The 14559-nt window shown below is 70.8% G+C and carries 15 protein-coding genes; 5 read left to right on the plus strand and 10 right to left on the minus strand.

Annotation, left to right across the window (positions count from 1 at the left end; translation table 11 throughout):
- Positions 1-71 precede the first annotated feature (71 nt).
- Positions 72-2003: a hypothetical protein gene (locus FED44_RS11000; protein WP_138460556.1), complete on the minus strand. Its 1932-nt coding sequence runs from the start codon at positions 2001-2003 to the stop codon at positions 72-74.
- 146 nt (positions 2004-2149) lie between these two features.
- Between FED44_RS11000 and FED44_RS11005 the strand changes: the two genes are divergently transcribed.
- From FED44_RS11005 to FED44_RS11015, 3 genes are read left to right on the plus strand one after another with little or no spacing between them, the layout of a single operon-like run.
- A complete protein-coding gene (locus FED44_RS11005) occupies positions 2150-2809 on the plus strand; it encodes a hypothetical protein (protein ID WP_133305869.1) in 660 nt (219 codons plus the stop codon).
- Entirely contained in the window at positions 2809-3486 is a 678-nt protein-coding gene (locus tag FED44_RS11010; protein WP_138460557.1) for a DUF4352 domain-containing protein, read from the plus strand. Before FED44_RS11005 ends, FED44_RS11010 begins: the two co-directional genes overlap by 1 nt.
- Positions 3483-4484, plus strand: coding sequence for a hypothetical protein (locus FED44_RS11015; protein ID WP_138460558.1), 1002 nt, complete (start codon positions 3483-3485; stop codon positions 4482-4484). The genes FED44_RS11010 and FED44_RS11015 overlap by 4 nt, the downstream gene beginning before the upstream one ends.
- Here FED44_RS11015 and FED44_RS11020 read toward each other — a convergent pair.
- The 8 genes from FED44_RS11020 to FED44_RS11055 all read right to left on the minus strand — a co-directional run bounded on the left by FED44_RS11020 (position 4438) and on the right by FED44_RS11055 (position 10620).
- Complete coding sequence (locus FED44_RS11020; RefSeq protein WP_138460559.1) at positions 4438-5784, minus strand: hypothetical protein; 1347 nt, start codon at positions 5782-5784, stop codon at positions 4438-4440. The two genes, FED44_RS11015 and FED44_RS11020, sit on opposite strands and share 47 nt — an antisense overlap.
- A 176-nt stretch (positions 5785-5960) precedes the next feature.
- Positions 5961-6263, minus strand: coding sequence for a DUF1416 domain-containing protein (locus tag FED44_RS11025; RefSeq protein WP_111697714.1), 303 nt, complete (start codon positions 6261-6263; stop codon positions 5961-5963).
- Positions 6263-7102, minus strand: a complete 840-nt coding sequence (locus tag FED44_RS11030) for a sulfurtransferase (RefSeq protein WP_111697715.1) — start codon at positions 7100-7102, stop codon at positions 6263-6265. Before FED44_RS11030 ends, FED44_RS11025 begins: the two co-directional genes overlap by 1 nt.
- 442 nt (positions 7103-7544) lie before the next feature.
- Positions 7545-8015 (minus strand): thioredoxin family protein, encoded by a 471-nt coding sequence (locus FED44_RS11035; protein WP_138460560.1) that lies wholly within the window; start codon positions 8013-8015, stop codon positions 7545-7547.
- Between the two features lie 68 nt (positions 8016-8083).
- Entirely contained in the window at positions 8084-8977 is an 894-nt protein-coding gene (locus FED44_RS36325) for an anti-sigma factor family protein (RefSeq protein WP_208758909.1), read from the minus strand.
- On the minus strand, positions 8974-9486 hold the full coding sequence (locus tag FED44_RS11045) for a sigma-70 family RNA polymerase sigma factor (RefSeq protein ID WP_244301829.1): 513 nt from the start codon (positions 9484-9486) through the stop codon (positions 8974-8976). The genes FED44_RS36325 and FED44_RS11045 overlap by 4 nt, the downstream gene beginning before the upstream one ends.
- A gap of 61 nt (positions 9487-9547) precedes the next feature.
- Complete coding sequence (locus tag FED44_RS11050; protein WP_165900448.1) at positions 9548-10228, minus strand: LmeA family phospholipid-binding protein; 681 nt, start codon at positions 10226-10228, stop codon at positions 9548-9550.
- A 143-nt stretch (positions 10229-10371) separates the two neighbouring features.
- A complete protein-coding gene (locus tag FED44_RS11055) occupies positions 10372-10620 on the minus strand; it encodes a MoaD/ThiS family protein (RefSeq protein ID WP_138460561.1) in 249 nt (82 codons plus the stop codon).
- A gap of 273 nt (positions 10621-10893) precedes the next feature.
- Between FED44_RS11055 and FED44_RS11060 the strand changes: the two genes are divergently transcribed.
- Entirely contained in the window at positions 10894-11607 is a 714-nt protein-coding gene (locus tag FED44_RS11060) for a winged helix-turn-helix transcriptional regulator (RefSeq protein ID WP_111697721.1), read from the plus strand.
- Positions 11608-11666: 59 nt separating this feature from the next.
- Here FED44_RS11060 and FED44_RS11065 read toward each other — a convergent pair whose 3' ends face one another.
- On the minus strand, positions 11667-13502 hold the full coding sequence (locus tag FED44_RS11065; protein WP_138460562.1) for a bifunctional metallophosphatase/5'-nucleotidase: 1836 nt from the start codon (positions 13500-13502) through the stop codon (positions 11667-11669).
- A gap of 131 nt (positions 13503-13633) precedes the next feature.
- Here FED44_RS11065 and mshD point away from each other — a divergent pair, with 131 nt between their 5' ends.
- The gene (mshD, locus tag FED44_RS11070) at positions 13634-14545 is read left to right on the plus strand and encodes a mycothiol synthase (protein ID WP_138460563.1); all 912 of its coding nucleotides are present in this window, start codon (positions 13634-13636) and stop codon (positions 14543-14545) included.
- The last annotated feature ends 14 nt before the right edge of the window (positions 14546-14559 follow it).

Here is a 14559-nt window from a genome sequence, read left to right on the forward strand (position 1 = left end):
GGGAAGAGACTCCTTCAACGATCACGCCCGCACACCTCGGTTGACGATGCCCTTACCGACCGCGGACCGTGTCATGGCCGCTTGCGCCAGTCGAGGCGGGGCGGCGGCGGACCGAGGTTCGGGGGGACCTCGGGCAGCGTGGGCTCGGCCGGCTCCGGCTCGGGCTCGGGTTCCCGCGGCGTCAGGGCGGCGCGGCGGATCTCCTCGAACTCCCCCAGCGTCGTCTTCGGGAAGGTGAGTATCGCCGGGTTCGCATCCGCCAGGCGCACCTGGCGTCCCTCCGCCGTCGAGTAGGTGACGATCACGGACGTCGTGGGAAGCTGCTGGAGCTGGTGCGGCTCGACCAGGAACTCCCGCGACCGCTGCAGGACCCCGTCGGCCACCGTGGGCGCTCGCCGGCCCCACTCCGTCGACTCCGTGATGTCCTCGCGCAGGTCGCCCTCCCGCATGTCCTCCCCCTCCGTACGGCCCTCGCCGACGGTGGAGGTGTAGAACCCGCTCGGGGCGTGGACCGCCGTGCTGAACGTCTCGGTGAGCTGGGCGAGTTCGAGGCGGTGCTCGGTGCCGACGTGCTCGCTGGCCACCCGGGCGTCCTCGGCGTTGCCCAGCCGCATGAACGCGACGGCGGCGTGCCCCCGGCCGAGCCGTTCCCGTACGGTCGGGGTGAGGCTGCGGTAGGTCAGCACGAGCCCGGTGCGCGAGGTCTCGCAGGCGTCCATGAGCCGGTCGAGCACGTCGCCGCGGAGCTTGTCCGCGCCCGCGACGATGATCGTGTGGTACCAGGGCCGCTCGCTGGCCGGCGACTGCCGCAGGATGTGCGTGAGCGCGGTCGCGACGTACGTGCCGAGCACCCGGTTGCCGAACACGCCCGCCTGCCGGTCCATGCTGACCACCCGCAGCCGCGCGGGCGGCAGCCGTACGGCCTCCGAGCCAAGCGTCTCCAGCTTGCGTAGCTGGGACTCCAGCGCCCAGGCCCGCTCGATGACGACCCGGTCGGCCACGCCCCGGCCGAACAGCGTGCCGATGCGTTCGAGCTGCGAGGCGGTCAGCAGGCCGTACTTCATGTCGTCGCGCGGGTCGCCCACCTGCGCGAGCGCCCGCAGCGCGGCGGTGACCTGGCTGATCGTGGCGTTCTCGCCGAGGACCTCCAGCACGCGCTCCAGGATCGCGTTGTCGAAGCCGATGTCCCTGCTGGTCTCCTCGCTGACGCTCACCACGTGGGCCAGCACGTCGGCGAACGCCTCGGGCTTGAGCGTCGCCCCCAGGTCGAGGCGCGGCAGGTCGACCGGGAGCACCCAGACCAGCGGGTCGTCCCCGCCCCGGCGGGCGAGCTCGATGAGGTCCTTGGCGATCGCGCCCTCCGACAGGTCGAGCACGGTGAGGTGGCCGCCGCTGTAGAGGCGGGTCGCGCCGATCAGCGTGACCAGCGCCGACCAGCCGGTCAGCGTGCCGCCCGCCACGTCGACCCGGTCGATCTCGTCGGGCACCGCCACGGCGTACCAGGTGATCTGCTTGTCGAAGCGGTTCTTCTTCTCGGCCCAGTCGCGGTACTTCGCGGCGTGCTCCTCCTGGGCGGTGATGATCTCCCGCTGCCGCCGCTCCTGCTCCCGCAGCGCCTTGCGGCGGCGCTCGTCGAGCCGTTCGTTGACCGTACGGTCGCCCTGCCGGATGGCGTAGGTGCAGATGGCCGCCACTCCGCCCGCGGCGACCAGCCCGAGCAGCACGAACGACCAGGTGAGCAGGCCGGTCACGCCGAGGACGAGGATCCCGGCGGCCAGCACGGCCATGAACGTGCGGAAGAGCCGCACCGGATGGTTGAGCAGGTCCTTCTGCAGGCGCTCCCGGTGGACCCAGTCGTTGTTCTCGGCGGGAGGCTCGGCGACGTCCTCGCGCGCCGGCCGCTTCGGCGGCGGCCCCGGATCGGGGTACAGCAGAGCGTACTGCCAGCCCAGGTAGATCCGGTCCGCCTGCAACTGGGCATGCTCGGGGTGCGGGTCGCCCACGGGCCCTCCATGTCCGCCTAAGGTCACAGCGTAGGATCTGGAAGCCCTGTCAGGGCGGCCTTCTCGCCATTCGGACCCATTTCCCGCCGGCGCCTGGAACCTATGGGGCCCATGGGGCGATTGTGATCGTACTACCATCGCTTGCCATGACGTCATCCCCCAATGGCGCCCGACGGCGACGCCCGGTGCTGGTCCCGGTCGCCTCCGTGCTGGCCGTAGTGGGCATCGGCGTCACCGCCGCCTTCGGCGGCCTCAAGGAGGCCCCGGACGAACCGCCGCCCACGGCCTCGCCCGGGGACACGATCGACCAGGGGCAGTTCCGCACCCAGTTCATCAAGGCGATCGACACCACGGAGAAGAGCAGCTTCGGCGACCCCAAGCGCTACCTGGAACTCGTCGTCAAGGTCACCAACATGGGCGACGAGACCGCCTCGGTCGGCATGGTGCCGGAACCCGGGAAGGGCTTCCGCCAGACCGGCTCCTTCGCCGGCTCGCTGCTGCGGACCCGCCCCGAGATGAAGAGCGAGTACGGCCCGCGGGCCTCGGTGCTGAGCTACGGGATCGAGAGCCAGCAGCTTCATCCGGGGATCACCACCACGGTCGTGGTGAAGTACGAGCTCCAGCCCACCGCGACCGCACCCGAGGAGATCAGCCTCGACCTCGGCAAGTTCGAGAACGAGTCACGCGGACTACTCAATCAGAGTAGTGAGTGGCTACTCGCAGGCGAGTACAAGGACGACGACGGCCCGTTCGAGCCCGAGGTCACCACGCGGATCACCCTTCCGGTGCGGAAGGAGAGCAGCTGATGGCGCTGGTCCAGACGGAGAGCCGTACGTCCCGCCGGGCCGCCGCCGGCCGGCCCCGCAGGCGCGGGCTGGGGCGGCGTCTCGCCGCCGGAGTGGCGGGCATCGTGCTCGCTGCGGCGGCCGTCTACGCGCAGCAGAACTTCGCGATGTCCTTCGAGCAGCGCACGTCCTTCCTGACCTACAAGGGCCGGATCGGCGAGACGGTGACGACCAAGCGCTTCTCCGTGAAGGTCGTGTCGGTCTCCGCCGCCCACGCCGTGGACACGACTGACTACTCCGGCAAGGTGAGCAAGGTGGGGACGAGCCATCTGTTCCTGCTGGTCGACGTCACCGCGACCAGCGTCCGCGAGCCGATGAAGCTGAGCAAGCTCAGCCCACCCCTCCTCCTGAGCGGGGACGGCCGGCGCTACCTGCCCACGGACAAGGTCGACGAGAGCCTGACCCTGTTCAACAGGTACATCCAGCCGGGATTCTGGACGAGTGGACCGCTCGTCTTCGAGGTGCCGAAGGACGCGGTGCCGGGCGCGAGCCTCGTCTTCATCCCGCCCAACAGCCCGCTGGTCGTCGACAACTACGCGCCCGAGGCGCAGGTCGACCTGAATCTGTCCGGCGCCGCCGCCGACCGGCTGATCGCGCAGGCGGAGGACTACCACACACTGGCGGGCCCGAGCCGATGACCGAGACGCCCATGGACGGAAACCCGCCGAGGAACGGCCAGGACACCCGCGACTGGTTCGCGCCCCCTCCCGAGCAGCCCACCGACATCGCCTCCGACATCACCTACAGCGGCACGTTGCCGCCGCGGCCCATGCCGACGGCGCCACCGTCCATCCCGATTCCCGGGAAACTCGCCCCGCCGACGGACCTGCGCGTATGGCCGCCTCCGGAGCCCGAGGGGGAGGACAGGTCGACGCAGCCGTTCCCCGCGCTGCGGACGAACCGGCAGCCGCCGCCCCGGGTGCTCGCCCCCACGACCCCTCCCCCCGCGGCCCCTCCCCTCGCCGCGCCACCGGACCCGTCCGCCGGGATGCCGTCGGCTGCCCCCACGTACGGCGTGCCGGCGGAACCGCCCGGCGTGGACCTCGCCACGGACGCGTCCGCTTCGCCCGCGCGGCGGCGGACGGGCCTGCTGGTCGGCGGAGCCGTGCTGTCCGTCGCGCTCGCCGTCGCGGCCCCCTCCTTCTTCGGCTACCAGGCCTACAAGTACGGCCGCCCCGACTACACCGTCCACGTCGTGCCGCCGGGCCAGTCCGGGACCGTGCAGCACGTGTCATGGCAGGTCACCGTCGAGAAGACCAAGGACCCCACCGGCAAGCCGGAGCGGTCCGACCGCCAGTGGATGAAGATCGTGGCCACCAGGACCGCGCTCGACGCCGAGGGCGCCATTCGTCACGGGGCGCCGGCGGAGGTCAAGCTCACCGACCGGGCCGGGCGCACCTGGCAGGTGGAGACGCTGAACAACGAGACGCCGCCCGATGTCAAGGAGAACAAGGTCGGCACGCCGTACCGGATGGAGATGCTGGGGGTGGTGCCGCCCTCGGTGGCCGACCAGGTCGAGGTCACCATCCGCCCGAGCACCTACCGGGACGTGCCCGGACAGTCGGCCGAGGACTTCGTGAAGGACGCCTTCAGCGCGACGGAGAAGGACGATCAGGTTCTGCGGTTCCGGCGGTGACCGGTGACGGGCCACCCGTTCGGCCATCCATCGGCCCGTCCGTACGGGTCCGGGTCGCGGCCAGGTCGAACGTGGCGGCGATCAGGCACATGGTCACCAGGGTGACGACCAGATCCGTCACGTAGTTGACCGGCACATCGGTCGCGAACCACAGGTACGGCTCCTCGCTCGCGGCGAGATAACGGCCCGCCCTGCCGAGGAAGTCACCGCCGATGTGCAGGCCGACGTAGCACAGCGCGAAGAGGCCGAACAGCGGCGCGCCCCCGCGGGCCGTCAGGCGCAGGGAGTTCAGCAGCGGGATCCAGCGGCCCGTCCACCCGGCGCTCAGCTTGGCCAGCGCCCGCCTCGTCCAGTCATGCGTCCGTTCCAGGTGCACCGCCGCCTGTTCGAGGCGGGTGCCCCTGATCGTGGTCTGGGTGTCCTCCGCGTACGCGCCGTAGACGAGGATGCCGACGGTCAGCCACGCGAGCGGGACGGCCAGGGCGTCGATCACGTACGGCCAGACCTCCCCCAGCCACTCCGAGACCTGCTGCCACCCCGGGATGCCGCTCTCCGCCCCGGCCATGAGGTCGTGCCAGGCGGCGACGGCGGACCGCTGACCGATCCAGTCGGAGCGCGCCCCCACGGCCGTCGCGACCGCGTTGATGCCGTAGAAGGCGAACGCCAGCTCGCCGAAGGTGGCGAGCGCACCGGAGAAACGGCCGTTCCCCGCCTCGTGGCGGCGGCCGAAGTACCACTTCACCCCGTAGGCGACCATCATCGTCGCGAGGGAGACCTTCGGGTCCAGGTTGATCAGCCCGGCCGCCACCCCGCTGTCGTCTCCGCTGCCCGCGTCGAGCACGTACCGGTCCGGCTGCCGCATGATGTCGATGCCCATGAAGTCGCGGGCGTCCTCTGCGACGAATCCCCAGGTCGTGTAGATGCCGGCGAAGACGAGCGCGGTCCGGTTGAGCGCGTTGAGAAGGCTCTCCTTGGCCTCGCCACCGGCGCGCCGGGCCCGGGTCTCCAGCAGCGCCTCGCGGACTACGTACAGCATGCCCACGGTCGTGGCGAGGGACGTCATCACGACGAGCGTGAACAGGAACATCACCAGGACCAGCCGGGCCTGGTACCACGAGCCGTGCGAGACGGTCGCGGCCAGCAGGAGCAGGCCCCATCGGACGAGCCGTCCGAGCGAGAACCAGATGATCAGCGGGAGCGCGCACTTCGCGAGGATCCGCAGGGCGTGCAGCGGCAACGCGTACGGCGACAGCATCCAGGCGAACCTGCGGGGGGCGGGCAGTGCGGACGTTCCGGACACCTGCCGCATGTTATCGGCTCCCGCTTCCCCCTATGGCGCGATCACCTTCGCGTGAGCCCGCTACTCGTCGCGCAGCAGCCCCAAGACCTCGTCCGTCGTCGGTGCACGACTGGTCATCCGAAACCGAAAGGCCGGTGCGTTCGCGGGAACGCACCGGCCTCGGGTGAAGCGGTGGATCAGACGGCGACCGAGAGCTGGACGACCTCGCCGAGCTTGGCCTCGACGGCGACGTCCTTGGTGACGCCTCCGCCGGCGATGATGCGGACGGTCCACTGGCCGGGAGCGGCGAAGAAGCGGAAGACGCCCTCGTCGGAGACGACGACCTCGCCGGTGAACTCGCCGCTGTGGTCCAGCAGGCGGGCGTACGCCGTGCCGGCGCCGGAGACGACGCCCTGGATCACGGCCTGGTTGGACAGGTCGATGCCGGCCGGCAGCGCGACGGTCTGCTCAGGAGCAGCGCAACCCTGTGTGGTGGTCATCAGCGGGCCTCTCCAAGCTCGATCGGCACGCCCACGAGCGAGCCGTACTCGGTCCACGAACCGTCATAGTTCTTGACGTTGGGCTGGTCGAGCAGCTCGTGCAGCACGAACCAGGTGTGCGCCGAGCGCTCGCCGATGCGGCAGTAGGCGATGGTGTCCTTGCCGAGGTCCACACCGGCGCCGGAGTAGAGCTCGCGGAGCTCGTCGTCGGAGCGGAAGGTGCCGTCGTCGTTGGCCGCCTTCGACCACGGGATGTTGCGGGCGGTCGGCACGTGGCCGCCACGCTGCGCCTGCTCCTGCGGCAGGTGGGCCGGGGCGAGCAGCTTGCCGGTGAACTCGTCGGGCGAGCGCACGTCGACCAGGTTCTGCTTGCCGATCGCGGCGACGACGTCGTCGCGGAAGGCGCGGATGTCGTTGTCGGGCTCCTGGGCCGTGTACTGGGTGGCGGGGCGCTCGACCGCGTCCTTGACCAGCTCGCGGGACTCCAGCTCCCACTTCTTGCGTCCGCCGTCGAGCAGCTTGACGTTCGCGTGGCCGTACACCTTGAAGTACCAGTAGGCGTAGGCGGCGAACCAGTTGTTGTTGCCACCGTAGAGGATCACGGTGTCGTCGTTGGCGATGCCACGGGACGACAGCAGGGCCTCGAAGCCGGCCTTGTCGACGAAGTCGCGGCGGACCGGGTCCTGCAGGTCGGTCCTCCAGTCGATCCTCACGGCACCGCGGATGTGACCCTTGTCGTAGGCGCTGGTGTCCTCGTCGACCTCGACGAGCACGACACCCGGCGTGTCGAGGTTGGCCTCGACCCAGTCGGCGTCCACCAGAACGGCGGAGCGGCTCATTTGATTCTCCCAGGTTGTAGACGGCGGATGAGCAGGTACGTTGCGCAGCCCGGGCGGACCCGGACGTCGCGTTGGGGAAGGCGGCCGGCGGTGCCGCTGCCGCACCCAGAGCCAGTACGGTGATCCCACACGCGAACCCGATCAGTCCCACCGCTGCGAACCCCGGCCCGGTGATCCGTGCGAACCTCGGCGGCGCCGAGGTCTCGGCGCGCGAGGGCGGCCGTGGAAACGGCCGCTTCGGATCGGGGGCCACGAGGGTCGATGTGCATCGTGGGGATACTCCTGAAGGATTCTCGGAGCACGGCGTCAAGCCGCAGGAATCACCCTCAGGCCATGCGACAGAGCGAGGTCGCGACGCGGCAGAAGTCCACCGCCCGCCGCTTCGTGAGCAGCTCTGTCGTGGGAGTCATGGCCACGACAGTACCTTCCGTCTCGACATCTGTCACACCTTGTCCGATGGCTGAGATGAATGGTGAGACGTTCCATCCACGGCGAAGCCGAGAGCGGCGATCACGTCGGCCTTGCGCGGCTGGCCCGACGCCCTCTTCACCACGTTTCCCGCGCCGTCGAGGACGAGCACCGTGGGGGTGCTCAGCACCTCGAACCGCCGGACCAGGTCGAGGCGCGACTCCGCGTCGATCTCGACGTGACGCACGCCCGGCACCAGGCTGGCCACCTCGCCGAGGATCCGGCGGGTCGCCCTGCAGGGCTGGCAGAACGCGGTGGAGAACTGCACGAGCGTGGCCCGCTCGCCCAGATCGGCACCGAGATCGGCGGCCAGGACCGAGCCGAGATCACCTCTCGCCGCCGGGGCGTGTTCCACTGCCCGCACCCTCCCGTCACGCCGCCCGGGAACCGGCCCGGCGGCCACGTTCAGGACGAGCGTGTCCACCCGGGTCGCGATGCCCGCCATCGCCGTGTGCAACCCTCCGTACGCCGGGGCTGATTCCCGGCACGGGTCACGGAAAGGTCACAGGACGCTCAGAGCCTGGCGGCGACCAGTGTGCGGCCGTCGGCGCCGGCGAGTTCGACGCGCTCGATCTGGCCGGGGCTCAGCGCCGTCGAGCCCTCGAAGACCATCTTCGGCCCGCGGTACTCCCCGCGCTCCACCGTCCAGGTGCCGAGGACCGAGACGGTGCCGTCCTTCCCGACCACCCGAAGCGCGCACACCGTCCCCGCGGGCACCCCGGCGACCCTCGCGACGACCTGCGTCCCGCGCTCCTGCGGCACGAGCCGTACGGTCAGCCGCATGTCGCCGTTGCTGCCACGAGCCTCCGGCGAGGTGGTGACGGTCGCCTCCGCGGGCGGCTGCTCGGCCTTCTTCGCCACGGTGCCGGTAGGGCGCTCCGCCGTCGGGACGGGCGAGGCGGGAGCGTCGAAGATCCGCGGGATCTCGTCGTTGCCGGTTCTGGGCGCCTGGGCCGCGGCGGCGTCCGAAGCGGCGTCTGAGGCGGCGCCGCCGGCGGCCGCACTGCCGGCCGCATCGTCAAGCCTGCTCTCGTACTGCGGGGCCGCGACGGCCGACCCCGCCGCCGTGTCCTGCGACGACGTCTGCGCCGCCGACAGCCAGGCCGTGCCGCCCACGGCCGCGACGACGACGGACGCGGCGAGCGCCAGCAGCACGCGGGACCGGCGCCCCCGCTTCGCCGACGCGGCGACCAGCCGGTCGAGCACGGCGCGCGGCGGCGCGGCGGCGCGCTCGACGTCCTCGGCCGACACGAGCGCCAGCAGGGGCGGCAGCCCCGACAGCGCGGCCAGCTCCGCCCGGCACTCCGCGCAGGTCTCCAGGTGGGCCTCGACCTCGGCGGTCTCCTCGGCGTCGAGCGCCCCGAGGACGTACACGCCGAGTGAGATCCGCACCTCCTCGCAGGTCATGGTGCCAGCCCCCGTTCCTCCAGGGCGAGTTTGAGCGCTCGGAGCGCGTAGTAGGTCCGCGACTTGACCGTCCCCTGCGGGATGCCGAGGATCTCCGACGCCTCCTTCACCGATCTCCCCCGGTAGTACGTCTCCATGAGCACCTCACGGTGCTCCGGCCTGAGCGAGGCCAGCGCCTCCGCGACCCCCCACGACTCGACGGCGCGGTCGAGCTCGTCGTCGGCGGGCAGCACGGCGAGCGCCTCGTCCCCCGTCTCCTGGGGCCTGGACCTGCGGGCCCGGTGCTGGTCGACGACGATGTTGCGGGCGACCGTGAACAGCCAGGCGCGCACCGGGCGTCCTTCGAGCACCCCGGGGTTGCGCCAGGCCCGAAGCAGCGTCTCCTGCACCACGTCCTCCGCCCTGCCCGGGTCACTGGTCAGCCGCAGTACGTAGCCGTACAACGGCCCTGCGTGATCCTCGAAAAGCGCGCGTACGAGCTCCTCGTCGGCGGTTCCGGCTGGACTCACACCTTCTTCACGTACGAAACGTCCGGCCGGTTCGGCACTGTGACCATCGTCACGCGGGCCGTCACTTGAAGGAGACATCACTCGCGGTGCCCTGGACCGCGAGTCCCTCACTGGTCGAGGTCACGCGGGTGATGCGCAGGTTCAGCGGCAGGTTCTTCACCGGGACCGTGAAGGAGATGAGCCGCTCGGGGTTCGGCACCGGAATCGCGCCCGCGAGCCGCACGCTCGCCGGCGTGAGCCGGATCCCGTCTTTGATCATTTCGATCTTCATGTCGGCGGTGACCGGCACCTGGTTTCCCAGCACGGTCACGTTGCCCGAGACGCGGAGCTTGTCGTCGCCGGTTCCCTCGACCTTGATGCCCTTCGGCGCGTGGGCGGAGAGAGTCCGACGCGAGATGACCACGGTCCCCACCACGCGGTCGGCCCCGATCTTGGCGGCCGCGGCGTTCTGGATGAGGTCGGCGAGCGGGGCGGTCACGCCGTAGAGCGTGGCGTCGATCCGTTCGAGCTGGACGCCCTCCCGCTCCACCTCGCCGATGCCGATGGCGATCTCCTCGTATCTGCCGGAGAACGCCTGCGTGAGGAACGGAAGCCCCTTCACCTGCACCGAGGGCGGCTGCGCCAGGTCGTACTGGGCCTCGATCTGGCGGGCGATCTCCCGCTGCACGCCGACCACGGCCACCCGGTCGAGCACGACGAGCAGGATGGCGAGCATAACCACGGCCACGACCAGCTTGCGCATCCGACTCCTCCGAAGGCGCCCGTACGATTCAGCGTAGTGCCCCTGCCCGCGAGATTTGCCCGAGAACGGACGATGTCCGGAGAGACGCACACCCGCTCCGGACGCCGTGAGAGGTGAAGCTTGACGGGAGAGGCACGTGCCGCTCATCCCCCGGCGAATGGGGGCAAAACCTCTACCACGAATCCCTCGGGCAGCGTGATCGTGGCGGGGTCGCGGGTGCCCGCCGGGGCGCCGTCGATCAGGAAGGACGACCGGCGCAGCACGCGCTCCAGGGCCGGGTCCCCCCCGATCCGCGCGAGCAGGTCCGCAAGCGTCGCCGCGTCGGCGGCCTCCTCGGGCGTCCCGGCGGCCTCCTTGGCCGCCGCCCAGTAGCGAATCGTCCCCGTGGCCATGGTCAGCCCGCTCCCCTCGTGAGCCGCGTCTCGGTCGGCGTCCGAAACATGTCACCTCCATGAAAGCTCTCCGTCACCGTCACGTTACGGTCTTAAACCACGTGACGTGTTGTTCACACGGGTGACGCGGATTGGACGCAAAGTTCGTGTGGGCTACCCTACGAATTAATGGACTCGGGCGATGTAGCCCCCGGGTCCTTACGTGTTTGTACGGCTGTCGCGGTTTCCAGTGCTGCAAACGGCGCCGAGCCGACATGGTGCGAGGAGGCTCATGTGAGCAATCTGCTCCTGCTGACCAACGCTCTGGAGCCGTCGGCGGAGGTGCTCCCGGCACTCGGACTGCTTCTCCACTCGGTGCGGGTCGCCCCGGCCGAGGCCTCCGCTCTGATCGACGCGCCGCCCGCGGACGCCATCCTGGTCGACGCGCGCCGTGAGCTCGTGCAGGCCAAGAGCCTGTGCCGGCTGCTGCGCACGACCGGTGTCACCTGCCCGCTGATGGCGATCGTGACCGAGGGCGGCCTGGCGGCGATGACGGCGGAGTGGGGCGTGGACGACGTCATCCTCGACACCGCCGGCCCCGCGGAGGTGGAGGCCCGGCTGCGGATGTCGGTCGGGCGGCTGTCGCTGGCCGCCACGGAGGACGTCCCCGACGAGATCCGCAGCGGTGACCTGTCGATCGACGAGGCCACCTACACGGCCAGGCTGCGCGGCCGGGCGCTCGACCTCACGTTCAAGGAGTTCGAGCTGCTCAAATATCTCGCCCAGCACCCGGGCCGGGTCTTCACCCGGGCCCAGCTGCTCCAGGAGGTCTGGGGCTACGACTACTTCGGCGGCACCCGGACCGTGGACGTCCACGTACGGCGGCTGCGGGCGAAGCTGGGAGCGGAGTACGAGGCGCTCATCGGCACGGTCCGCAACGTCGGCTACCGGTTCGTGCCCGACCGCGGCGGCGAGCAGCAGGCCGAGGCCGAGGCCGTCAGACGCTGACTTCGGCCGGAAAGGCCCGCCCCCGCTGCGGGGGCGGGCCTTCCGGTGTTCTCCGTCCCTTACCGGATGAGGTTGATCCGGCCGGTGGCCGGCGGGGCGATCGGCGAGTGCGCGCCCATGTAGGCGACCAGCGCGTCGATGTCCAGCGGGCCGCTCCACAGGTTGGTGCTCTGCGTGAACACGGTGAAGCCGTCGCCGCCGCCGACGAGGAAGTTGTTGGCGGCCACCCGGATCTGCTGGGTGTCGGTCACCGCGGTGCCGTTGATCTTGATGTCGGAGACCCGCGAGCCCTCCGGCTTGGTGGTGTCGAAGGTGTAGGTCAGCGACGAGGACGGCTGCAGGATCCGCTGGGTGATGCCGCCCGTGGTCGGGTCGACCTTCCAGATCTGCTGCTCCAGCAGCGCCTTCAGCTGGGCCCCGGTGAGCGTGACGACCTGCATGAGGTTGTTGAACGGCTGCACCGTGAAGGCCTCGCCGTACGTCACGACCCCGTCCCCCTCGGCGCCGCTCTGCGGGAAGGTCAGGTCGGCGCGGACGCCGCCCGGGTTCATCAGCGCGATCTCGGCGTTGCCGCCGGTCTTGGTCGCCTCCAGCTGCGCGTCGGCGATCAGGTCGCCGAGCGGGGTCTCGCCGACGTTGCTCCCCCGCCCGATCGTGGCGGTGATCTTACCGATCGGCTTGTTGGCGACGGCCGAGACCCGCTCCTTCCAGGTGTTGATGTACGTCTCGGTGTCGGGGTCCGGGGTGACGGTGCGGGTCACCACGTTGTTCTTGGCGACGACGCTGGAGCGGATGACGTCCTTGGTCCTACGGTCGATCTTGAAGTCGATCTGGGTGATCGCGCGGCCGAACGAGGAGCCCTGGGTGTAGACGCGGTCCTGACCGGCCGGGTCCTTCACCTTGCAGACGTACGCCTGGTGGCTGTGGCCGCTGATGACGAGGTCGATCTGCGGGTCGAGCCCCTTGGCGATCCGCGAGCCGGCGCCGGGGACGACCGGGCACGAGCTGGGGTCCTGGTTGGGGGTGATGCCGTCGCCCTCGTGCACCAGCACGACCTGCGCCTTGACGCCGTGGTGGGCGAGGAACTTCGACACCTTGTTGGCGGCCGCGATCTCCTCGGTGAACTTGAGGCCCGCGATGCCGGAGGCGGTGACGATGCTGGGGGTGGTCTGGGTCACCAGACCGATGAAGGCGACCTTCATCCCGTTGATCTTCTTGACGAAGTAGGGCGGCAGGGCGTAGTCGCCGTTCGACTCCTTCTGCACGTTGGCCCCGAGGTAGTCGAAGCTCGTGCCCTTCCACGTCCCGGCCGGGGAGCAGCCGTCGACCGGGTGGCAGCCGCCGTTCATGATGCGCTTGAGCTCGGTGATGCCCTCGTCGAACTCGTGGTTGCCCGCCGAGGAGGTGGCGAGACCGAGCTGGTCGAGCAGCGCGGCGGTCGGCTCGTCGTGGTAGGCCGCGGACAGCAGCGGCGAGGCGCCGATGAGGTCGCCGGCGCCCACCAGCAGGGTGTTGTCCGTACGCAGTTGCTTGAGGTGCGCGGCCAGGTAGGCGGCGCCGCCGGCGATCGAGTACTTGGCGCCCGCGATGCCGGTGAGGGAGCCGTCCGTGTCGGTGAGCGGCCCGTTGGGGTCGAGGATCCGGGAGCTGGACCCGGTCGGGGGCTCTAGGTTGCCGTGCAGGTCGTTGATGGTCAGCAGCCGGACGGAGACGGAGGGGTCGGGCTGGTGGCCGTGCCCGGCCGGGTGCTTCGGCCCATGGTTCGTTCCATTGGAGACCGCGGGGGCGGCAGCCTGGGAAGCGGGATCGGCGACGGCCGGGCTCACGGTGAGAGCCGCGGCGCCCAGGATCGCGGCGCCGGCGACGGCCAGTCGCGTCAGGGATGCTCGGGTCATGACCCCCGACAGTAGAACGGCGATCTGATCGGGAAATGGCGCAAAGATAACGATTCAGGGAGGCCACGGCTGGCGTCTATTGCCGAAGCCCCCCGCCGGGGCGCGCCTGCCCCTCGCCTATCGTGCCAGGCATGAACGTACGCGTGGAGATCACGGAAAGGCTCGGCGACGAGCAGGTTACGGCCGTGCTCGCTCTGGTGGAGGCGGCCGCCGAGGCCGACGGGGTGCGACCGCTCAACGAGCACGTGATGCTCCAGGTGCGCTACGGCGGCGTCCCGGGGGCGAGAGCCGTACTGCTGCACAAGGACGGCGACCTCGCCGGATTCGCCCACCTGGACCCGCCCGGCGACCCGGCCGGCCCCGAGGAGGGACCGAGCGGCGAACTCGTGGTGCGTCCGGCCTTCCGCGGGCTCGGCCTGGGCCGGCGGTTGCTCGACGCGGTGCTGGAGGCGAGCGGTGGCAGGCTCCGCCTGTGGGCGCACGGCGACCTGCCCGCCGCCGCCCGCCTCGCCCGGAGCGCGGGCCTGACCCGGGCGCGGTCGCTGTGGCGGATGCGCCGGCCGCTGGCGGAGCCCCTGCCCGCCGCCCCGCTCCCCGAAGGCGTACGGCTGCGCACGTTCGAGCCCGGGCGCGACGAGCAGGCCTGGCTCGCGCTCAACGCGCAGGCCTTCGCCGCCCACCCCGAGCAGGGCTCCTGGACGATCGACGACCTCGAACTGCGCGAACGCGAACCGTGGTTCGACCCCGCCGGCTTCTTCCTCGCCGTACGCGACGACACGCCGGTGGGCTTCCACTGGACCAAGGTGCACCGCGACGGCGACGACGGCGAGCCGATCGGGGAGGTGTATGTCGTGGGGGTCGGGCCCGGCGAACGCGGCACGGGCCTCGGCCGGGCGCTGACGATCGCCGGGCTCGCGCACCTGCGCGGCCTCGGCCTGGCCCGGGTGATGCTCTACGTGGACGAGGAGAACGCCGCGGCGGTCCGGCTCTACGAGTCGCTCGGGTTCACCCGGTGGATCACGGACGTGATGTACCGCCGGTGACGACGGCGGGCCGG

Origin of the sequence: Microbispora triticiradicis (assembly GCF_005864065.1) — a bacterium.
In the GTDB taxonomy this organism is placed as follows: domain Bacteria; phylum Actinomycetota; class Actinomycetes; order Streptosporangiales; family Streptosporangiaceae; genus Microbispora; species Microbispora triticiradicis.